Below are 19,766 nucleotides of genomic sequence, written 5' to 3'. Positions count from 1 at the left end.
AACACTGCCATGGATGCGAGGTGGCTACAGACAGGCGATCCACCCAAAGGGTGCGGTCCGGGTTGAGCATGATTTCCACGACGTCGGGGTCTTCGAGCGCGGTGGCGTTCAGCGGCCCCATTGCCGTGCGCAGCATCTGGATGCGCCGGTCGAGCGACGTGGCGCTCATGGATTGGGGAACGGCGCTCATGACGCACGCTCCCGTGCTTGAGCGGCTGCCGCTGCGTCCTCCATCCGCATCGGGTCGGGGTGCAGTTCCTCCACCACGTCACGCGCCAGGCTGCGCCCGCGCATCAGGTGGCGGCCAAGCTGCTCGGTGAACTGCTCGAATCGCGCCTTGCCCTGCGCGCGGGCCGCGTCTTGGTGCGCTTCGGGAACCGGCGTGCTGACGGTGAGGTAGTAGCGGATGAACAGAGCCAGCGTTTCGATGGCGATGTTCTGATCGCGCTCCATGCGCTCGGCTTGGCGCGACAGCCGATCCAATCGCTTGGCGATGGCTGCCTCGCGCTGGTCGGCCGCGTCCGGCGACAGCCAGGACGCCAAGGCGGCGGCGACGATGCTGGATTTGGACACGCCTTATCTGCTGCGGGTGGTCGTCAAGAACATGGCTCACTACTCTCGCTTCGTGCTCGACACGCTGCTCAAGCACCCCAGCGTGCAGGACTGCAAGACAAGCTTCGTGCTGGATCGGGTAAAGAGCACCACGGCCTTGCCCCTATGAGCATTCGGCCGATTGGTGTAGCGGGGATGCAAATAGCGCTTGACCTTCCAACCTTGGCAAGGACCAGACTTCAAACACCCAAACCCGAAAGGAGTTTTCCATGCAATTCCATCTCGAAGACATGACCTGCGGCGGCTGCGCCCGCACCGTTACGAAAACGATCCAAACGATCGACCCCAACGCTAAGATCGTCACGGACCCGCCGACCCGCCGTGTCGAGGTCCAGACCTCGGCCTCGCAAGAGCAGATCGCCGCGGCCCTGAGCGAAGCTGGCTTCCCGCCGCGCGCGTAGTAACACCGCGTCGTGGCCGGCCTGCACACAGGACGGCCGATGCGAGCACGTGCGCTGTGCCGTACCTGGCGCGGCGCTCAGTGCATCCCAAGGTAGGCGACCTTGGCCCACATCCACAGGGCCATCGCCACCATCATCAGGTTCTCGGTCAGGGACACGAAGCCCAGCGGCACGTTGCTGTCCCCGCCCACACAGGCGCACTTGAGTTCCCGGCGATCGACATAGACCGCCTTGAAAACCGACACGGCCCCGACGGTCCCGATGAACAGCGCCAACGGAATCGACACCCACATCCCCACGCCCGCGACCATCAGGACGCCTGCGATGGCCTCCGCGAACGGGTAGAAATAGGCATACCGAACCCAGCGCTTGGCCAGCAGGTCGTAGTTGAGGAACATCGTCGCGAAGCCGTCCACGTCCTTGAGCTTCTGCAGCGCCAGGAGACACATGGCAAAGGCCACGAACCACTCTGCCGCCTGAATGCTCCAGAGCTGGCCGAAGGCCGCCCAGCTCGCCGCCAGCGCCATCGCGGCCGCCATGGCGAACAGCGCGATCACAGGGATGTAGGTCACGGCGTTCTTGTCCTTCACGGACATGCCGAAGAATTTGCGCAGGTCGTCGTAGCCGCCCACGCGCCGCCCGTTTATGAAGACCTGGGGCGTGGTCTCGACGCCATGCTCCTTCTTGAACGCATCCGTCTGCTCGCGGCTCGCCAAGTGTTTGTCCTCGACCTCGTAGCCCTTGCGGTTGAGCAGATCGAGCGACTTCAGCCCGTAGGGGCAGGTATGGCCGGGCATGACCATCCGGTAGAGCGTGGCTTGTTTGGGCGCAGACATGCTGGACTTCTCCTGTGGGACTTTTCACGGGCCGGCCGCAGCGCCGACTATCACGGATTGAAGGACTTTGACGACATTTCCAGCCTAACCGGCGGTGGTGCAAGGGGGTGTAGACATCTGGCTCGCGGGTCGGTCGTCAGGCTGCAACGCCGTCAGTCCTCCGTCTGCCAGAGCAACCCCGCCGCAGGCCGGCGCGCCCGCGGCGGCACGCTGGGTCCTAGTGGTTCTCCTTGGCATGGTTGATCGTGTATTTCGGGATCTCGACGGTCAGGTCCTCGTTCGCCACGATGGCCTGGCAGCTCAGGCGCGATTGCGCCTCTAGCCCCCAGGCCCGGTCAAGCAGGTCGTCCTCGCACTCCTCGACCTCGTTGAGGGAATCGAACCCCTTGCGCACGATGCAGTGGCAGGTCGTGCAGGCGCAGCTCATGTCGCAGGCATGTTCGATCTCGATGCCGTTGTCTAGCAGCGCCTCGCAGATCGAGGTGCCGACCGGCACGTTCAGCTCGGCGCCCTCGGGCGCCAGTTCAGGATGGGGCAATACGGTGATCTTGGGCATGTCTCTCCCGGCTGCTCAGTGCGCACGCGGCTTCGTTGCCGCTGCGTTGCCACTTGTACGCCGTGGCACGGCGCCGGTGCGCGCTTCGGGCTCGTCGTCGCTGGTATCGAGTTGCTCCAGCGTGTGCAGGATCGGGCAGTCGGGCCGTTCGTCGCCGGCGCAGCACCGGATCAGCGCCTTGAGCGTCTCGGCCATCTCCAACATGCTCGCGATGCGCCGGTCCAGCTCGGAGATGTGCTGCTGCGCCAGGCGCTTGACGTCGGCACTCTGGCGCGACTTGTCGTTCCACAGTCCCAGCAGGTCCGTGATCTCGGCCACCGAGAAGCCGAGGTCGCGCGCACGCCGGATGAAGTGCAGCCGGTGTACGTCGTCCTGGCTATAGGCGCGGTAGCCCGAATCGTTCCGGTCGGCCGGGGGAATCAAGCCGATCTGCTCGTAGTAGCGGATCATCTTGGCCGAGACCTTCGAGGCCTTGGATGCTTCACCGATGTTCATGGTGTTCCTCCTTTCTCAATGAGCGGTATCCGCCGCCAGCGGCGGCTGGAAGCGGCGCAGGCGCAGCGCGTTGCCGAGCACGAACACGCTGGACAGCGCCATCGCTCCGGCCGCGAAAATTGGGGACAGCAGCACACCGTATGCGGGGTATAGGACGCCAGCAGCTACCGGGATCAGGGCCGTGTTGTAGCCAAACGCCCAGAACAGGTTCTGGCGGATGTTGCCGATGGTGGCCTTGGACAGCGCGATGGCGTTGGGCACACCCTGCAGGTTGCCGGACATCAGCACCACGTCGGCCGACTCCACCGCCACGTCGGTGCCGGTGCCGATCGCCAGGCCCACGTCGGCCTCGGCCAGCGCCGGCGCATCGTTGATGCCGTCACCCACGTAGCCGATCTGGCCGTGGGTGGCCTTTAAGCGGCGCACGGCTTCGACCTTGCCCTCGGGCAGCACTTCGGCCACCACCTCGTCGATGCCCAGTTGCTTGGCGATGGCCTGCGCGGTACGCGCGTTGTCGCCGGTGATCATCGCCACCTTCAGGCCGAGCTGGTGCAGCGCGGCAATGGCCACGGGCGTGCTGGACTTGATCGGATCGGCCACCGCGATGATGGCGGCCAGTCGGCCGTCGATCGCGGCGTACAGCGGCGACTTGCCCTCATTGCCCAGGCGCTCGGCCGTGCGAGCGAAGCCGCTCACGTCCAAACCCAGCTCACGCATGAAGCGATCGGCACCGACCTCGACACGCGCGCCGTCCACGGTGGCACGCACACCCATGCCCGTGACCGAATCGAAGTCGGTCATCGTCGGCAGCGCGATGCCACCTTCCACGGCCGACTCGACGATGGCGCGTGCGATCGGATGCTCCGAGCGCGATTCGACAGAGGCGACCTTCGCCAGCACCTGGTTGCGGTCAAAGCCGTCGGCAATCTCCAGGTCGGTCAGGACCGGGCGGCCCTCGGTCAGCGTGCCGGTCTTGTCCACGGCCACCACCTTGGCGTCCTTGAGCAGTTGCAGGGCTTCACCCTTGCGGAACAGTACGCCCATCTCGGCGCCGCGGCCCGTGCCGACCATGATGGAGGTCGGCGTCGCCAGACCCATGGCGCACGGGCAGGCAATGATCAGCACCGCCACGGCATTGACCAGCGCGAAGGACAGCGCGGGCGACGGGCCGAACACCAGCCAGACCAAGAAGGTCAGCACGGCGGCCAGCATGACGGCGGGCACGAACCACAGTGTCACCTTGTCCACCACGGCCTGGATCGGCAGCTTGGAACCTTGCGCCTGCTCGACCATGCGGATGATCTGCGCCAGCATGGTCTGACCGCCCACGGCGGTGGCACGCAGCGTCAGCGCACCCTTCTGGTTGACGGTGCCGCCGACCACGGTGCTGCCTTCCGCCTTTTCGACGGGAATCGGCTCGCCGGTGATCATCGACTCGTCCACGAAGCTGCGGCCCTCGGTCACTTCACCATCGACCGGCACGCGCTCGCCGGGGCGCACTTCCACGATGTCGCCCTGCGCCACGTCGTTGATCGGGATGTCCACGATGCGGCCGTCGCGCAGCACGTGCGCCTCCTTGGCCTGCAGGCCGACCAGGCGCTTGATGGCCTCGGAGGTGCGGCCCTTGGCCCGTGCCTCAAGAAAGCGGCCCAGCAGGATCAGCGCCACGATGACGGCGGCCGCCTCGTAGTACACGTTCACCGTGCCGGCCGGCAGCAGACTGGGCGCGAATGTGGCGACCATCGAATAGCCGAAGGCCGCGGCCGTGCCGACCGCGACCAGCGAGTTCATGTCGGGACCCAGGCGGAACAGCGCCGGGAAGCCCTTCTCGTAGAAGCGCCAGCCCGGAATGGCGAGCACCAGCAGGGTCAGCACGAACTGCAGATACCAACTCTGCTGGATGCCGATGGTGGAAGCCACCCACTCATGCATGCCGGGAATCATGTGCGAGCCCATTTCGAGCACGAACACAGGCAGCGCCAGCACGGCGGCCAGGGTCAGGTCGCGCTTGAGTTCGGCGCGCTCGGCGTCCTTCTTCTCGGCGGCTTCCTCGTCGGCCTGCGCGCCGGTATCCACCGGGTTGGCCTCGTAGCCGACCTTCTCGATGGCCGCGATCAGGTCCGCCACGGCGGCCACGCCGCGCACGGTGGCACGCTCGGTCGCGAGGTTGACCGTGGCCTCGGTGACGCCGGGCACGGCCTTGAGTGCCTTCTCGACGCGGCCCACGCAGGAGGCGCAGGTCATGCCCTCGACCGCCAGTTCGACGGTGCCAGCCGGCACGTCGTAGCCGACCTTCTCGACCGCCTGGATCAACGCGATGCGATCGACAGGACCGGCCAGGCGGATGTCCGCCCGCTCGTTGGCGAGATTGACGGAAACGCTGTCCACGCCCGGCACCTTGGCCAGGGCGGCCTCGACTCGGCCGACGCAGCTCGCGCAGGTCATGCCCTCGATGGGTAGGCTGATCGCTGCTGCGGTGGCACGAGCATCACTCGTTATTGGCATGCTCATGGTTGTTTCCCATAGTTGATATTCGACACGGGGGGAGCTTGGGGTTTACCATCGTGGGAAGGTCAAGCGCTTTTTTCGGGTACTGTCAGGTTTCAGAAATGGCCCGGCGCACGGGGGAAACGAGGGGCCTTGGTCGCCAGGCTCGCCCTGGTCCCGGGCTGTGCGCGCGCTCAAGCGGTCGCAGCCTCGTTGATCCTGAAGGGCACGAACAGCCGTTCGAGGGTAGGAATTTTTGAGAGATGACTCCACGCAAACCAGTCAGTGCCCCACCGAAGGGCCCAAGCACCGATCTGGCCTCCCTGTCACAGAATGACGTGACCATCCTGGCCGAGACTTTCCGGCTCCTGGGCGATCCGTCGCGGCTCAAGGTCATGCTGTGCTGCATGAAGGGGTCCACGTCGGTAAGCGACATCGCGGAAGCCGTCGAACTCTCGCAGTCGTTGGTCAGCCATCACCTTCGACTGTTGCGTGGAGCCCGTCTGGTCAGGGGCGTGCGCCAGTCCAAGCAGATCTTCTATGAGGTAGCGGACAAGCACGTGAGCCAGGTGCTGCTGGACATGGCCATCCACATCGTTGAGGACAACAGCGACGACTAGCCTTGGTGCGAAACAGCCCTTACCGCGTCCCGTGAGGCCTATCCTTTCGGTCAGATCCGGTGCAAGTCATCCACGACCAGCACGTGATGGTGCCCGCCTTGGTTCGCGTGCTGACGCAAGTGGGGGTGATCCGCCGACAGGTTCGGATGGTCATGGGCCAAGTCCGACGGGTCGCTGGCCGGCCACAGCCGAAGCGCCAGCGCCACGCCAGCCAGGCCGATCAAGGACATGACGACGAACGTCGATTGCAGCCCCGTGGCCGCGCCGAAGCGTCCGGCCAGCGGGTAGCAGATGAGCCAGCAGGCGTGCGACAGCGCGAAGTGGGCCGCGAAGATCGCTGGACGGTCCTCGGCGTGGGCCGAGCGGCGCAGAAGACGGCCGGATGGCGTCTGCGCCACGCTGTAGCCAAAGCCGATCACCAGCCACAGCGGCAGCAACAGCACATAGCTCGGCAGCAGTGCGCCGATCGCCGTGCCCACGACGAGGACAGCGGCGCCGGTGAGCATCGCGGGTCGGTCGGCTACTTTCTCCAGTAGGGACGGCAAGACGAAGGCGGCCACCATCGAGCCGCCTCCGAACGCCGCCAGTGCCCACGCCACCTCGACTTCGCCCAGGCCGAAACGCGCCTTCACGAGCACCACCGTGTTCACGAACACCATCGCGCCTGCCGCCGAGACGGCCAGGCTGATCGCCAGCAGGCCCCGCAGGCGTGGCGTGGCGAGGTAGATGCGCGTGCCGCGCGTCGTTCGCTCCCAGATGCCGCGGCGCCGGCCGGGGACGGACGTGGGCAACCGCACGCTGACCACGAGAGCGGCTGAAACGAGGAAACCGAGCACCGTTCCTGCGAACAGGTTGTGAAAGTTGATGACGGTCAGCAGCGCGGCGGCCAGCATCGGGGAAATCAGGCTTTCCAGGTCGTAGGCCAGCCGGGACAGCGACAGCGCCTTCCTGTAGTCCTCTTCGTCGGGAAGGATGTCCGGGATGGTGGCCTGGAAGGTCGGCGTGAAGCCGGCGGACGCCGCCTGCAGAACGAAGATCAGCAGGTAGATCTGCCAGACCTCGGTGACGAAGGGCAGGGACAGCGCGACGGCCGCTCGCACGAGGTCCAGCGCCACGAGCAGCGAGCGCCGCGGGAGCCGGTCGGCGAAGGCCTGCGCGACCGGCGCGACCCCCGCGTACGCCAGCATCTTGATGGCCAGCGCCGTCCCGAGCACCGCGCCTGCATCCGCGCCGGCCAGCTCGTAGGCCAGCAGGCCGAGCGCCACCGTCATCAGGCCGGAGCCGACGAGCGCAATCACCTGGGCGGTGAACAGGTGGCGGTAGGTGCGGTTCTTCAGCACGGAGAGCATCGGACGGCCTCAGAGCAGTTTGGTCAGCGCCTTCATTTCGGTCAGAACGGAGTCCTCGTCATGGGACAGGCAGTGGTCGATGTGGTCGTGGATCAGGACGCGCTTGGCCGCCGTCACCGCGCTTTCCACCGCCGCGAGCTGGCGGGCGATGTCGAGGCAGGTTTCTCCCCCTTCGATCATCCCGATGACGTGCCGCAGATGCCCCTCGGCGCGCTTGAGCCGCTTCACCAGGTCGGGATGGGTGGTGTGCTTATGCATGTCTTCCATGCTGAAATCATATCCCCCCAGGGGGGATATTGCCACTGGATGTTAGATCAACGGCTGCTTGCCAGGCGTGGGGAATGGTCGCCGAGCCAGGCTAAGGCAATTGCCCGGAGCGGCATCCCGGCCGTGGTGAGACGCGGACACAAATGTGCAAATCAATTCACATGAACACATATTCATGTGTTATATTTTGAGCCACAGTCAAAGACCCAGTTTCCCGAGGCCCCATGTCCCAATCCCACGCACATGACCATGGTCACGATCACGATCACGACCATGATCATGACCACACCCCGACCGTGACCAGCGCCAACGAGCGCAAGGTCCTGCTGTCCTTTTTCCTGATCTTCGGCTTCATGGTTGTGGAGGCCGTCGGAGGCGTGCTGTCGGGCTCGCTGGCCTTGCTGGCCGACGCGGGCCACATGCTGACCGACGCCGCGGCGCTCGCACTGGCCTACGCAGCATTCCGGTTCGGCCGCCGCGCGGCCGACAGCAAGCGCACCTTCGGCTACCTGCGCTTCGAGGTCATCGCCGGTTTCCTGAACGCCGTGACCCTGTTCGCGATCGTCGCCTGGATCGCCTACGAGGCGTGGGAGCGGCTGCAGGCGCCGCCCGTGATCCTTGCCGGCCCGATGATGATCGTCGCCGTGCTCGGCCTGCTGGTGAACGTGCTCGTGCTGTGGATCATGACCCGCGGAGAGACCGATCACGTCAACGTGAAGGGGGCCATCCTGCACGTGATGGGCGACCTGCTCGGCTCGGTCGGCGCCATCGTCGCTGCGATCGTCATCTACCTCACGGGCTGGACGCCGATAGATCCCATCCTGTCGGTCCTGGTGGCGGCGCTGATCCTGCGCAGCGCATGGAAGCTGCTCGCCAAGTCGATCCACATCCTGCTGGAAGGCGCGCCGGAGGATGCTTCGCCGGAGAAGGTGGAGCAAGGCCTGATGGGCGCCGTGCCGGGCCTGGCGGCCGTCAGCCACGTTCACGTGTGGCAGCTCACCTCCGGGCGCACGATGGCCACGCTGCACGTTCGCCCCAACGTGGACGAGGAAGCACGCGCCGTGGTCAAACGCGTCGAAGCGGTGCTTCGAGAGCAATTCAGCATCGAACACGCCACGGTCGGGATCGACTGGAACTCGGGCACCGACGAGAACGTCTGCAGCTTGCAGCCCACGTCGGAGCGTCAGGACCACAGCGGCCACGATCACAGCGGTCATGACCACAGCGGTCATGACCACAGCGGCCATGATCATGGCAATCACAAGCATGGCGGCGGGCACAGCCACGGCCATGACCACGACCATTCCGCTCCTGGTCACAGGCATTGAGGCCGCGCGAGCCGGCTCGCACTCCACTTGAGGATTTGCATCCATGACGTCCCGCGAAACCACCAGCGCCGACACCGCGCAATGCTCGACCACCAGCCACGACGCGGCGACCGATGCCCTCGCAATGTCGCAAAGTGACGTCGCTGTTCTGGCCGAGACCTTCCGCCTGCTGGGCGACCAATCGCGATTGAAGATCCTGCTGCAGTGCATGCATGGCTCGGTCGCCGTGGGGGACATCGCCGAAGCGCTCGACCTGTCGCAGTCTCTGGTCAGCCATCACCTGCGGCTGCTGCGCGGAGCGCGCCTCGTGCGCGGCGAACGCCAAGCCAAGCACATCTTCTACAGCATCGCGGACCAGCACGTCAGCCAGGTGCTGCAGGACATGGCGGTCCACATTTCCGAGGACAAAGCCGACGACTGACCAGGCCCAAGCACCCAGGCGAATGGCAGGTTGCGAGGCGCCGGTACCCACGCCGCCGGTTAGCCTCAAGGACGTCCTCGATGCGGCCTGGGCGCAACAGCCTGAATCGCGGGCCCTGCCTGGGCGCCGGGATGCCGCGCAGGCACAGCAATGGGCGGCGGCAGCTTGGACGCCTGAGCCTCCCGCGCTCGCAATCACCCACAAGACCGACCGGTTCAACCGCATAACGGCATTCGTGAGCTGGATGTCGGAGTGGCCACGGCGACGACGCGGGGTTCCCCACCACCTTGTCCATGCAGCCTGCCCGCTAGGGCAACCCAAAGGGCTTGACCTTGCCTTCGTTGTAACGCCCAGCCTCCACACAAATTTCTGCAGAGCGCTTCGGAAGGGCCGGAGTCCTGCATCCAAGAAAGGGGCACTTCCATGCGTAAAAAAATCAGAATCGTTGTGGTGGCAGGCGTCATCGCAGCCGTCGGGGGCATAGCGATTGCCGCCCGCGACGCCAAGGACGAGGGCAAGGCCGCGGCACCCCCGGCGGACGCGCCGATGGCGCCGCAGGTGCCCGTGGCCGAGGTCATCACCCGCACGGTCGCGCCATCGGCCGAGTACACCGGCTTCCTGGCCGCGCCCAAGACCGTCGAGCTGCGCTCGCGGGTCGGCGGCGCCGTCGATGCTGTGAGCGTCCCCGAGGGCAGACTGGTGCGCAAGGGACAACTGCTGTTCCAGATCGACCCCCGGCCGTTCCAGGTCTCGCTCGACACGGCTGCGGCGCAACTGCAACAGGCCGAGGTGCTGGCCAGTCAGGCCCAGGCCGACTTCGACCGCGCCGAGCGCCTGGTGGCGACCGGCGCTGTCGCGCGCAAGACCTACGACGATGCCGTCTCCGCGCGCAGTGCGCGCCAGGCCCAGGTGCAAGCGGCCAAGGCCGCCGTCGCTGCGGCGCGGCTGGATCTGTCCTACGCCCGCGTCACGGCGCCCATCGCCGGGCGCGTTGACCGCGTGCTCGTGACCGAGGGCAACCTGGTCAGCGGCGGTGTCGCCGGCGCGGCCACGCTGCTGACCACGGTCGTGTCCATCGACCCGCTGCACGTGTACTTCGACATCGACGAAGCCACGTACCTCAACGTCGTGAGCCGCTCGCGGCCCGCTGCGGGCGCCGGCGGCAAGGCCTCGCTGCCCGTGCAGGTCGGGCTGACCACGGACAAGGGTTTCCCGCACAGGGGCGCGCTCGACTTCGTGGGCAACACCATTGACCGAAGCACCGGCACGATCCGCGTGCGCGCCGTTGTGCCCAATCCGGATGGGCGCATGGCACCCGGCATGTTCGTCCGGGCCAAGCTGTCCACCGGCGCGGCGCGCGAGGCCGTCCTGATCGACGATCAGGCCGTGGGCACCGACCAAGGGCGCAACTACGTGCTGGTTGTGGGCGAGAACAACCAGGCCCAGTACCGGCCCATCGAACTGGGGCCGGTGGTGGACGGGCTGCGCGTCATCAACGGCGGCCTGCAGGCCGGTGAGAAGATCATCATCAAGGGCCTCGTGCGCCCCGGCATGGCGGTCACGCCGCGCATGGTGCCCATGCAGGCGCCCGCGGCACCGGCCGCAGGCGCGGCCGGCGCGACCAAGGCTGCGGCAAACGCTCCGGCTCCCGCTGCGGCGCCTGCCAAGGCCGGTGGCGCGGACCCCGCCAAGGCTGACGGCGCGGCCGGCTCGGCGGAGGCCCGCAAATGAATTTCCCCCGCTTCTTCATCAACCGGCCGGTCTTCGCCATCGTCCTGTCGCTGCTGATGCTGATCGCGGGCGCGATCAGCTACTTCCAGCTGCCGCTGAGCGAATACCCGCAGGTCACGCCTCCCACGGTGCAGGTCACCGCTAGCTATCCCGGTGCCAACCCGCAAGTGATCGCCGATACCGTGGCATCACCGCTGGAGCAGGCGATCAACGGCGTAGAAGGCATGATGTACATGCAGTCTCAGATGTCCACCGACGGGAAAATGGTGCTCACCGTCTCCTTCGAGCAGCATATCAACGCCGACATTGCGCAGATCCAGGTGCAAAACCGGGTCTCGCGGGCGTTGCCGCGCCTACCGCCTGAAGTTCAGCGCATCGGTGTTGTCACCGAGAAAACGTCGCCGGACGTTCTCATGGTGGTGCATTTGCTTTCGCCTGGAGGTCGATATGATCCGCTGTACGTCTCCAACTACGCCACACTTCATGTGAAGGATGAGCTGGCTCGTACGCCAGGCGTCGGCGATGTCCTAGTCTGGGGCGCCGGGGAGTATTCGATGCGGGTCTGGCTCGAACCCGCCAAGGTCGCTGCTCGTGGGCTGATCGCGAGCGACGTGGTTGCCGCCATCCGCGAGCAGAACATACAGGTTGCCGCTGGTTCGGTTGGTCAGCAGCCGGATGCCTCGGCGGCGTTCCAGGTCACGGTCAACACTCTGGGCCGACTGTCGAGCGAGGAGCAATTCGGCGAGATCGTCGTGAAGACGGGCGCCGACGGCCAGGTAACTCGCCTGCGGGATGTCGCCCGCATCTCGATGGGGGCCGATTCCTACTCTTTGCGCAGCCTGCTCAATGGCGAGCCGGCGGTGGGGATACAGATCATCCAGAGCCCGGGCGCGAACGCGCTGGATGTGTCTAGCGCGGTGCGCGCGGCAATGGACCGACTTCAAGCCAAGTTCCCCGACGGCATTGAGTATAGCGTCGCCTACGACCCCACGGTCTTCGTGCGCGCCTCGCTCCAGTCCGTCGCCGTCACGCTGCTGGAGGCCATCTTCCTGGTGGTGATCGTGGTGGTGCTGTTCCTGCAATCCTGGCGCGCGTCGATCATCCCGCTGATCGCCGTGCCGGTCTCGCTGGTCGGCACGTTCGCGGTGATGCACATGTTCGGTTTCTCGCTGAACACACTGTCGCTGTTCGGACTGGTGCTGTCCATCGGCATCGTGGTGGATGACGCCATCGTGGTGGTGGAGAACGTGGAGCGCCACATAGCGCTGGGCGAATCACCCAAGGACGCGGCGCGCAAGGCGATGGATGAAGTGACTGGCCCGATCCTGGCCATCACCTCGGTGCTGGCAGCGGTCTTCATCCCCTCGGCGTTCCTGTCGGGGCTGCAGGGCGAGTTCTATCGCCAATTCGCGCTAACCATCGCGTTCTCGACCATCCTGTCGGCGATCAACTCGCTTACGCTGTCGCCAGCGCTGGCCGCCATCCTGCTCAAGCCGCACCACGGCGCGGCCAAGCCCGATCGCGTCACGCGCATCATCGATGGCGTGTTCGGCGGCTTCTTCCGCCGCTTCAACAGCTTCTTCGACCGCGCCTCGAATTCCTACGTCGGGGGCGTGCGCCGCGCGGTGCGCGGCAGCGCCATCGTGCTGCTGCTCTACGTCGGCTTCCTGAGCCTGACCTGGCTGGGCTTCCACAAGGTGCCTGCGGGCTTCGTGCCCGCCCAGGACAAGTACTACCTCGTGGGCATCGCCCAGCTTCCGACCGGCGCCTCGCTGGATCGCACCGAGGCGGTCGTCAAGGAGATGACCAAGATCGCACTGGCTGAGCCGGGCGTCGAGAGCGTGGTGGCCTTCCCGGGCCTGTCGGTCAATGGACCGGTGAACCAGCCGAACACCGCGCTGATGTTCGCCATGCTCAAGCCCTTCGATGAGCGCAAGGACCCGTCGCTGTCGGCCTTCGCCATCCAGGGCAAGCTCATGGGCAAGTTCAGCCAGATCCCGGACGGCTTCGTCGGCATCTTCCCGCCGCCGCCGGTGCCGGGCCTGGGTTCTATGGGCGGCTTTAAGCTGCAGATTGAGGACCGGGCGGGCCTGGGTCCCGAGGCGCTTGCACAAGCACAGGGCCAGATCATGGGCAAGGCCATGCAGGCGCCCGAGCTGGCGAACATGCTCGCCAGCTTCCAGACCAATGCGCCGCAGTTGCAGGTGGACATCGACCGGGTGAAGGCCAAGTCGCAGGGCGTGTCGCTGACCGAGGTGTTCGACACCCTGCAGGTCAACCTTGGCTCGCTCTACGTCAACGACTTCAACCGCTTCGGTCGCACCTACCGGGTAATGGCCCAAGCCGATGCGCAGTTCCGCATGCAGGCTGAGGACATAGGCATGCTCAAGGTGCGCAATGCAGCGGGCGACATGATCCCGCTGAGCGCGATCGCGACCATCGAGCGCAGTTCCGGCCCCGACCGGGTGATGCATTACAACGGCTTCCCCTCGGCCGACATCAGCGGCGGGCCAGCGCCGGGCTACTCATCCGGCCAGGCCACCGCCGCGATTGAGAAGATCGTGAGCGAATCGCTGCCGGACGGTATGACCTACGAATGGACGGACCTGACTTTCCAGGAAAAGCGAGTTGGCAATACTGCTATCTATATCTTCGCGCTGGCGGTGCTGCTCGCCTTCCTGTTCCTGGCGGCCCAGTACAACAGTTGGTCGCTGCCGTTCGCTGTGCTGCTGATTGCACCCATGGCGCTGCTCTCGGCGATCGCCGGCGTCTGGCTCTCTGGGGGGGACAACAACATCTTCACGCAGATCGGTTTCGTGGTGCTGGTCGGCCTGGCCGCCAAGAACGCGATCCTGATCGTGGAGTTCGCCCGCGCGAAGGAAAGCGAAGGGGCCGATCCGCTGGCAGCCGTGCTTGAAGCCGCGCGCTTGCGGCTGCGCCCGATCCTGATGACGTCGTTCGCCTTCATCGCTGGCGTGGTGCCGCTGGTGCTGGCCAGCAGTGCGGGCGCCGAGATGCGCCACGCCATGGGCATCGCGGTGTTCGCCGGCATGCTGGGCGTGACGGTATTCGGCCTGGTGCTGACGCCGGTGTTCTACGTCGTGGTGCGCAAGCTGGCGCTGCGCCGCGAAGCGCGCCATGCCCGTGTCGGCATGACCGACCAGCACGCATGACGGCCAGGAGGACATACGACATGAAAACATCTTTCGCATTCACACGACCCGCCAGGACGCTGGCGCCGCTCGCCCTCGCGGCGGCGTTGACTGGCTGCTCCATGGCACCGAAGTATGACCGGCCCGCAGCGCCGATCGACACGGCTTATCCCTCGGGCGCGGCCTATGTGGAACCGGCGGCCGCGACGCCCGACGACGCGATCACGGCCGAGATCGGCTGGCGGGACTTCTTCCGCGACCCGCTGCTGCAGCAGTTGATCGGCATTTCACTGGAGAACAACCGCGACATGCGCAAGGCCGCGCTCAACGTGGAGGCGGCTCAGGCGCTGTACCGTATCCAGCGTGCCGAGATGCTGCCGAACCTGGGCGTTTCCGCCCGCGGCGCGTCAGAGCGCGCACCGGCCGACCTCAGCACCACGGGGCAAAGCGACGTGCTCCGGCGCTACGACGTGGCCGGGGTGACGGCCGCCTGGGAACTGGACCTGTGGGGCCGCGTCCGCAGCCTCAGCGACCGGGCGCTGGCGTCCTACCTGGCCCTCGACGAGACCCGCATCGCCACGCAGATGAGCCTGGTGTCCGAGGTGGCCAGCGCCTACCTCACGCTGCGTGCCGACCAGGAACTGCTGCGCCTGACGAGCGACACCCTCGCCACGCAGAAGCGCTCCTACGGGCTGACCACCCAACTGGTGGAAGCGGGCAACTCCACGCAGCTCGACCTGCGCCGCGCAGAGATCGCGCTGCGCACCGCCGAGGCCAACCATGCCGCCTACACGCGGCAGGCGGCCAAGGACCGCAACGCGCTGGTGCTGCTGTTGGGCCAGCCGCTGACGCCGGAGCTGTCCCGGCAGCTTGACGAGGCCATGGCGCTGCCGGACGACATCGTGCCGACCGGCCTGCCGAGCGGCCTGCCGTCCGAACTGCTCGCGCGCCGGCCGGACATCCGCGCCGCCGAGCAGATGCTGATCGGCGCCAACGCCAACATCGGCGCGGCGCGGGCCGCGTTCTTCCCGATGATCAGCCTCACGGGCTCGGCGGGCACGGCCAGCGCTTCGCTGGACGGCCTGTTCGATTCGGGCTCGCGGGCCTGGAGCTTCCTGCCGCAGATCACGCTGCCCATCTTCCGCGGCGGCGCGCTGCGCGCCAACCTGGACGTGGCGCACGTACAGAAGCGCATCGAGATCGCCAACTACGAGAAGTCCATCCAGGCGGCCTTCGCCGAGGTGGCCGACGGCCTGGCGGGCAAGCGCACGCTCGATGAGCAGATCCGCGCGGAGCAGCTCCTGGTGGCGGCCAGCCAGAAGGCCTACGAGCTGGCCGAGCAGCGCTTCCAGGAGGGCGTGGACAACAACCTCACTGTACTCGACGCGCAGCGCACGCATTACGGCACGCAGCAGACCCTGGTGCGCACGCGCCTGACGCGGCTGAACAACCTCATCCATCTGTACAAGGCGCTGGGCGGCGGCTGGACTGAGCACACGGTGCAATCGGGCGCCACGGCGCAGCAGCCCGCCCGGTCGCCGGGATGAGGGCCGGCGCGCAGCGGTGGCGTCCCCCATCGCTGCGCGCGGAGAGCTGGATGAGGATTGGTGAACTCGCGCGCTTGACCGGCACGCCCCTGAGAACATCAGGTTCTACGAACGGGAGGGCCTGCTGCCCGCTCCCGAGCGGTCCCGCAACAACTACCGGCGCTATGGCCCGGCCCATGTCGAGCGGCTTTACCTGATTCGCAACTACCGCGCGCCGGGCATCGGCCTGGATGACATGCGCAACTTGCTGGGCTGGACGCATCGCGAGTCCCCGGAACCCGAGCTGCTGACGCAGGCTGTCCGGGACCATCTCGCCTGTGTCGAGGAACGCATGGCGCAACTGACCCGGGTGAAAGAGCACCTGCTCGCATTGGAACGGCAGGCTGTTCCTTCTGCCGCTCGGGAGATTTGCGAGGAGCGACCAGGCTGCGGCGGTTCATGAGCATCGTATGGCCGAATCATGGTCTAATAACTGAACATATATTCATGCGTGTAATAATTCCGGCCAGACAAACGAACAAGAAGGACCGCCCATGACCGACCAGAGCATCACGCGCCGAAACATCGGCGTTCTCACCGCCGCGCAGGCGCTCGGTGGCGCCAGCGCGCCCATCGTGATGTCGCTGGGCGGGCTGGTCGGCCAGCAGCTTGCCAAGGACTCGGCCTCGATCACCTTGCCTGTGAGCCTGTTCGGCCTGGGTCTTGCCATCGGCACCTTGCCTGCGGCGTTCATCATGCGGCGCCATGGCCGCCGCAACGGATACGTGGTCGGGGTCGGCTTCGGCGTGGCCTCGGGCCTGATCGCCGCGCTGGGCATCATGCTGGCCTCGTTTTGGATCTTCTGCGCCGGCACCTTCCTGGCGGGCTTCTACGGCGCGTATGTGCAGAGCTACCGCTTCGCAGCCGCCGACACCGCCGAGGACGCGCTCAAGGCCAAGGCGATTTCCTGGGTGATGGTGGGGGCTCTCGCGGGTGCCATCATCGGGCCGCAGTTGGTGATCTTCACGCGCGACGCGGTAGCGGGCACGCCCTACGTCGGCAGCTTCCTCAGCCAAGCGCTGCTGCCGCTGATCGCCCTGCCGATCTTGCTGATGCTGCGCACGCCGCGCCAGACCCCGGCCGAAGCCGCCGCCGACAGCGGCCGCACGGTGCTGCAGCTCCTGGCGATGCCGCGCTACGCGCTGGCCGTGGCCGCAGGCGTGGTGTCCTATGGGGTGATGGCGTTCGTGATGACCGCCGCGCCGGTGGCGATGGTCAACCACGGGCATTCGGTGGACAACGCCGCCCTGGGAATCCAGTGGCACCTGCTGGCGATGTTCGGGCCGAGCTTCTTCACTGGGCGGCTGATGGTGCGCTACGGCAAGGAGCGCGTGACCGCCGTGGGCATGGTGCTGCTCGCCGCCTCCGGGGTGGTGGCCCTGGGCGGGCTCGGCCTGTCCCACTTCTGGGGCTCGCTGGCGCTGCTGGGCATCGGCTGGAACTTCAGCTTCATTGGCGCGACGGCGATGGTCACCGATTGCCACACCCCGGCCGAGCGCAGCAAGGCGCAGGGCATGAACGATTTCTTCGTCTTCGCCGCCACGGCGGCCGTGTCGTTCCTCGCGGGATCGATCCTGCACAACTCGGGCTGGCAGGCGGTCAACTGGATGATCTTCCCGGCCCTGGCGCTGATCTTGGTGCCGCTGCTGTGGCAGACCGCGCGAAAGCCGGTGCGGCTAGGTCCGGGCTGATCGGGCCGATGCGGAAGGTGTTCCATCTAGCGGTCACCTCAGGCGCTACATCACCTGCCTCCACCGCTGCAGCTTCGACAGCGCGTTGTCGTAGGCGGCGGAAGTGAAGGACTGGATCTTGCGCCGAGGGTTTTCATCGGCATCAACGGCGAAATGAGGGCCTTGACCTTCCAACAATGGGAGGCCCTACAGTGACTCCATCAACCTCATTCAAGGAGTTTTTCATGAGAGTCAACAAGTTCAGCCTGTTGTTCATTGCGGGCGCCGTCGTGGTCGCCATCGGCCTGAGGGCCGTTCAGAAGAAGGTGGTCCCGTCGGGTGAAGTGATGCAGGCCAATGCGAGCGGAGGTCACCATGGGCACGCGATGCCCTCCAGCGCCTCGGCCAATGACAGTCCTTCCACGACCGCGTATCGCGCCGTGAACGACCAGATGCACGCGGGGATGGGAGCGCAGTTCACTGGAAACGCCGACGTCGATTTCATGCGCGGCATGATCCCGCACCACCAGGGCGCGATCGACATGGCCAAGGTGGCGTTGCAGTACGGCAAGGACCCGGAGGTCCGCAAGTTGGCCGAGGAGGTTATCTCTGCGCAGGAAGGCGAGATCGCCATGATGAATAAGTGGCTTGGAGAACGCGGCCAACAGGCGGGGACCGGCAGCTCGGGCGACGCCTCGACGACCGCCTACCGTGCCGGCAATGACCGCATGCACGCCGACATGATGATTGACTTCAGCGGCGATGCCGATGTGGACTTTATGCGCGGCATGATCCCGCATCACCAGGGCGCGATCGACATGGCCAAGGTGGCGTTGCAGTACGGCAAGGACCCGGAGGTCCGCGAGTTGGCTCAGGAGGTTATCTCTGCGCAGGAAGGAGAGATCGCCATGATGAAGAGCTGGCTTGCCGCTCGGGGAAAGTGAAGGCACGACCATGAACCAAGCCAGCACCCCGCGCATCATCATCTATAGCACTCCAGCCTGCCCGGACTGCCGGGTGCTGAAGGAGTGGCTGTCCCAGCAGAGCATCGTGTTTGAAGAACGCGACCTGACCGACCCGAAGATTTCTGCGGAAGCCAAGTCACGAACCGGCGTGCGCGTGGCTCCGATCACGCTCATCGGTAATGAGGTCTTCTATGGCACCTTTGCGAGCCAGAAGCCGGGGCTGATGAAGGCGCTCGGCCGTTCGACAAGTAGATGAAGGGTCTCAAGAAATACTTGGCCCGCGCTGCCGTCCAAGCTCCCAAGATACGCCGCCACCGCGCACCACGGCGGCGATATGCTGCCCCAGCCGCTGCTCGATCATCGGCCGCCACGGCACCAACCTGAATCCCATGCCGTCGTCCAGCATCGCGTAGCGCCCGCTGGCGAGCATGACGCTGCGCCGGTAGATGCCAGCCACACGCTGCCCGTCGGCCACCGGGCGATGCTCCAGGCCGGTTTCAGCGGCAATGTCCTTCGCGGCCTGTGCCAGTTCCCGGTTGCGCAGCGTGCCCAGCAGGTTGCGCGCCAGGATCACGCGCTGCCCGCGCCGCTCGGCCAGCGCCTGTTCGGCCAGGAAGTCGGCGCGCTGTTGCATGGCCTGGCCTCGCCACCAAAGCCTAGGTCGCCCAGGCCCGAGCCGCCGCCGATCAACTGCTGGTCGAGCCACGTGGCCCCGATCACGCGGGCCTGCCGCTCGATGGGCAAGTGCGATTTCAGCTCCACGGCCACGCCGCCCAGGCGCTGCGCGTCGTACTGGCGGCCACGCTCGGCCAGGTCGTCCGGCACCTTCCATAGCCCTTCGGCAACGCTCCACAATGCCGGCCCGACGCAGGGCCCATTTAGTAGATGGAGTGCCGCCGGTCTTAGCCGCATGCAGCGTTAAGGCGGGCTTGATATTAAGGCCTCTGAGAAGCGTCGGAGGTAGCCTAGCGATGTCAGCTTCTGGCATGAAGCAGCCGTGAACTTCAAGAGGAGCGAGGCGCGTCAGCGTACGGCCCGTAGCGGACGAGACTCTAGCGATGTCGACCACTACTAGTCCTGAGTCGCTAAGGCCAACCGCATGCTTCGTCCGACTCCCCGCGAACCCTCGTAGGGCACATAAAGGGGCTCCTTACTTGTTAAGGACCGACAAGGTTGGACCGATGTCACGGCGGCGCTTGCCTCCTGGGCTGTTGGCGAGGGCCAATCAGCCGCGGACGTCAGCTCTGCCCCTAAGTCACTGCAACCATAGGTTCTCAGCCCTTGCGCAAC

Annotated in this window: 18 protein-coding genes and 4 pseudogenes; 13 read left to right on the top strand and 9 right to left on the bottom strand. The window is 66.1% G+C overall.

What is annotated here, in order from left to right; genetic code table 11:
* Positions 1 to 28: 28 nt before the first annotated feature.
* Positions 29 to 190 (bottom strand): annotated as a pseudogene (locus N7367_RS12580) (P-type conjugative transfer ATPase TrbB); the annotation flags it as partial.
* Positions 187 to 585, bottom strand: a pseudogene (locus N7367_RS12575) (CopG family transcriptional regulator); the annotation flags it as partial. The pseudogenes N7367_RS12580 and N7367_RS12575, both read right to left, overlap by 4 nt.
* On the opposite strand from N7367_RS12575, the gene N7367_RS12570 reads away from it, so the two are divergent.
* Both N7367_RS12570 and N7367_RS12565 read left to right on the top strand, forming a co-directional pair.
* Positions 557 to 721, top strand: a complete 165-nt coding sequence (locus N7367_RS12570) for an Lrp/AsnC ligand binding domain-containing protein (protein WP_161802498.1) — start codon at positions 557 to 559, stop codon at positions 719 to 721. The pseudogene N7367_RS12575 and the gene N7367_RS12570 overlap by 29 nt on opposite strands.
* A gap of 100 nt (positions 722 to 821) precedes the next feature.
* Complete coding sequence (locus N7367_RS12565; RefSeq protein ID WP_049462211.1) at positions 822 to 1,013, top strand: heavy-metal-associated domain-containing protein; 192 nt, start codon at positions 822 to 824, stop codon at positions 1,011 to 1,013.
* 77 nt (positions 1,014 to 1,090) lie between these two features.
* On the opposite strand, the gene N7367_RS12560 is transcribed toward N7367_RS12565, so the two are convergent.
* The 4 genes from N7367_RS12560 to N7367_RS12545 form a co-directional block, all read right to left on the bottom strand.
* Positions 1,091 to 1,849 carry a glutaredoxin gene (locus N7367_RS12560; protein ID WP_049462210.1) on the bottom strand — a complete coding sequence of 253 codons (759 nt, stop codon included), beginning with the start codon at positions 1,847 to 1,849 and terminating at the stop codon, positions 1,091 to 1,093.
* 217 nt (positions 1,850 to 2,066) lie between these two features.
* Positions 2,067 to 2,405, bottom strand: coding sequence for an ISC system 2Fe-2S type ferredoxin (gene fdx, locus N7367_RS12555; protein WP_008786744.1), 339 nt, complete (start codon positions 2,403 to 2,405; stop codon positions 2,067 to 2,069).
* Positions 2,406 to 2,420: 15 nt separating this feature from the next.
* Positions 2,421 to 2,900: a Cu(I)-responsive transcriptional regulator gene (gene cueR, locus N7367_RS12550; protein WP_049462209.1), complete on the bottom strand. Its 480-nt coding sequence runs from the start codon at positions 2,898 to 2,900 to the stop codon at positions 2,421 to 2,423.
* A gap of 15 nt (positions 2,901 to 2,915) precedes the next feature.
* Positions 2,916 to 5,411: a heavy metal translocating P-type ATPase gene (locus tag N7367_RS12545; RefSeq protein ID WP_134950776.1), complete on the bottom strand. Its 2,496-nt coding sequence runs from the start codon at positions 5,409 to 5,411 to the stop codon at positions 2,916 to 2,918.
* A gap of 239 nt (positions 5,412 to 5,650) precedes the next feature.
* Here N7367_RS12545 and N7367_RS12540 point away from each other — a divergent pair, with 239 nt between their 5' ends.
* Entirely contained in the window at positions 5,651 to 6,007 is a 357-nt protein-coding gene (locus N7367_RS12540; RefSeq protein WP_049462207.1) for a metalloregulator ArsR/SmtB family transcription factor, read from the top strand.
* Positions 6,008 to 6,057: 50 nt separating this feature from the next.
* Here N7367_RS12540 and N7367_RS12535 read toward each other — a convergent pair whose 3' ends face one another.
* Entirely contained in the window at positions 6,058 to 7,356 is a 1,299-nt protein-coding gene (locus N7367_RS12535; RefSeq protein WP_149909468.1) for an MFS transporter, read from the bottom strand.
* Between the two features lie 9 nt (positions 7,357 to 7,365).
* Positions 7,366 to 7,623 carry a metal-sensing transcriptional repressor gene (locus N7367_RS12530; protein WP_019396551.1) on the bottom strand — a complete coding sequence of 86 codons (258 nt, stop codon included), beginning with the start codon at positions 7,621 to 7,623 and terminating at the stop codon, positions 7,366 to 7,368.
* Positions 7,624 to 7,847: 224 nt separating this feature from the next.
* On the opposite strand from N7367_RS12530, the gene N7367_RS12525 reads away from it, so the two are divergent.
* The 10 genes and pseudogenes from N7367_RS12525 (at position 7,848) to N7367_RS12480 (ending at position 18,732) form a co-directional block, all read left to right on the top strand.
* Complete coding sequence (locus N7367_RS12525) at positions 7,848 to 8,951, top strand: cation diffusion facilitator family transporter (RefSeq protein WP_224481872.1); 1,104 nt, start codon at positions 7,848 to 7,850, stop codon at positions 8,949 to 8,951.
* Positions 8,952 to 8,994: 43 nt separating this feature from the next.
* Positions 8,995 to 9,372, top strand: coding sequence for a metalloregulator ArsR/SmtB family transcription factor (locus tag N7367_RS12520; protein WP_134952144.1), 378 nt, complete (start codon positions 8,995 to 8,997; stop codon positions 9,370 to 9,372).
* Positions 9,373 to 9,795: 423 nt separating this feature from the next.
* The gene (locus N7367_RS12515) at positions 9,796 to 11,103 is read left to right on the top strand and encodes an efflux RND transporter periplasmic adaptor subunit (protein WP_164171306.1); all 1,308 of its coding nucleotides are present in this window, start codon (positions 9,796 to 9,798) and stop codon (positions 11,101 to 11,103) included.
* Positions 11,100 to 14,276, top strand: a complete 3,177-nt coding sequence (locus tag N7367_RS12510; protein ID WP_134952122.1) for an efflux RND transporter permease subunit — start codon at positions 11,100 to 11,102, stop codon at positions 14,274 to 14,276. The genes N7367_RS12515 and N7367_RS12510 overlap by 4 nt, the downstream gene beginning before the upstream one ends.
* A gap of 20 nt (positions 14,277 to 14,296) precedes the next feature.
* Complete coding sequence (locus N7367_RS12505) at positions 14,297 to 15,802, top strand: efflux transporter outer membrane subunit (RefSeq protein ID WP_149909466.1); 1,506 nt, start codon at positions 14,297 to 14,299, stop codon at positions 15,800 to 15,802.
* 97 nt (positions 15,803 to 15,899) lie between these two features.
* Positions 15,900 to 15,992 (top strand): annotated as a pseudogene (locus N7367_RS12500) (MerR family DNA-binding transcriptional regulator); the annotation flags it as partial.
* 45 nt (positions 15,993 to 16,037) lie between these two features.
* Positions 16,038 to 16,244: a hypothetical protein gene (locus N7367_RS12495; protein WP_239518967.1), complete on the top strand. Its 207-nt coding sequence runs from the start codon at positions 16,038 to 16,040 to the stop codon at positions 16,242 to 16,244.
* Positions 16,245 to 16,335: 91 nt separating this feature from the next.
* Entirely contained in the window at positions 16,336 to 17,532 is a 1,197-nt protein-coding gene (locus N7367_RS12490; protein WP_049462200.1) for an MFS transporter, read from the top strand.
* Between the two features lie 224 nt (positions 17,533 to 17,756).
* Positions 17,757 to 18,455, top strand: a complete 699-nt coding sequence (locus N7367_RS12485) for a DUF305 domain-containing protein (RefSeq protein ID WP_071228802.1) — start codon at positions 17,757 to 17,759, stop codon at positions 18,453 to 18,455.
* Positions 18,456 to 18,465: 10 nt separating this feature from the next.
* Positions 18,466 to 18,732, top strand: a complete 267-nt coding sequence (locus tag N7367_RS12480) for a glutaredoxin family protein (protein WP_008786730.1) — start codon at positions 18,466 to 18,468, stop codon at positions 18,730 to 18,732.
* Positions 18,733 to 18,738: 6 nt separating this feature from the next.
* Here N7367_RS12480 and N7367_RS12475 read toward each other — a convergent pair.
* Positions 18,739 to 19,350, bottom strand: a pseudogene (locus tag N7367_RS12475) (DUF3363 domain-containing protein); the annotation flags it as partial.
* Positions 19,351 to 19,766 lie beyond the last annotated feature (416 nt).

The organism is Stenotrophomonas sp. GD04145 (assembly GCF_029835135.1).
Lineage (GTDB): Bacteria > Pseudomonadota > Gammaproteobacteria > Xanthomonadales > Xanthomonadaceae > Stenotrophomonas > Stenotrophomonas maltophilia_P.
Note: the sequence above shows the minus strand (reverse complement) of the source record. Positions and strands in the feature narration are given on the sequence as shown.

Coding starts and splice junctions, on each gene's coding strand:
- N7367_RS12510 (WP_134952122.1), top strand. CDS start 11,100: ATGAATTTCCCCCGCTTCTTCATCAACCGGCCGGTCTTCGCCATCGTC.
- N7367_RS12505 (WP_149909466.1), top strand. CDS start 14,297: ATGAAAACATCTTTCGCATTCACACGACCCGCCAGGACGCTGGCGCCG.
- N7367_RS12545 (WP_134950776.1), bottom strand. CDS start 5,411: ATGAGCATGCCAATAACGAGTGATGCTCGTGCCACCGCAGCAGCGATC.
- N7367_RS12540 (WP_049462207.1), top strand. CDS start 5,651: ATGACTCCACGCAAACCAGTCAGTGCCCCACCGAAGGGCCCAAGCACC.
- cueR (WP_049462209.1), bottom strand. CDS start 2,900: ATGAACATCGGTGAAGCATCCAAGGCCTCGAAGGTCTCGGCCAAGATG.
- N7367_RS12565 (WP_049462211.1), top strand. CDS start 822: ATGCAATTCCATCTCGAAGACATGACCTGCGGCGGCTGCGCCCGCACC.
- N7367_RS12490 (WP_049462200.1), top strand. CDS start 16,336: ATGACCGACCAGAGCATCACGCGCCGAAACATCGGCGTTCTCACCGCC.
- N7367_RS12515 (WP_164171306.1), top strand. CDS start 9,796: ATGCGTAAAAAAATCAGAATCGTTGTGGTGGCAGGCGTCATCGCAGCC.
- N7367_RS12495 (WP_239518967.1), top strand. CDS start 16,038: ATGCGCAACTTGCTGGGCTGGACGCATCGCGAGTCCCCGGAACCCGAG.
- N7367_RS12530 (WP_019396551.1), bottom strand. CDS start 7,623: ATGGAAGACATGCATAAGCACACCACCCATCCCGACCTGGTGAAGCGG.
- N7367_RS12520 (WP_134952144.1), top strand. CDS start 8,995: ATGACGTCCCGCGAAACCACCAGCGCCGACACCGCGCAATGCTCGACC.
- N7367_RS12480 (WP_008786730.1), top strand. CDS start 18,466: ATGAACCAAGCCAGCACCCCGCGCATCATCATCTATAGCACTCCAGCC.
- N7367_RS12570 (WP_161802498.1), top strand. CDS start 557: ATGCTGGATTTGGACACGCCTTATCTGCTGCGGGTGGTCGTCAAGAAC.
- N7367_RS12485 (WP_071228802.1), top strand. CDS start 17,757: ATGAGAGTCAACAAGTTCAGCCTGTTGTTCATTGCGGGCGCCGTCGTG.
- N7367_RS12560 (WP_049462210.1), bottom strand. CDS start 1,849: ATGTCTGCGCCCAAACAAGCCACGCTCTACCGGATGGTCATGCCCGGC.
- N7367_RS12525 (WP_224481872.1), top strand. CDS start 7,848: ATGTCCCAATCCCACGCACATGACCATGGTCACGATCACGATCACGAC.
- N7367_RS12535 (WP_149909468.1), bottom strand. CDS start 7,356: ATGCTCTCCGTGCTGAAGAACCGCACCTACCGCCACCTGTTCACCGCC.
- fdx (WP_008786744.1), bottom strand. CDS start 2,405: ATGCCCAAGATCACCGTATTGCCCCATCCTGAACTGGCGCCCGAGGGC.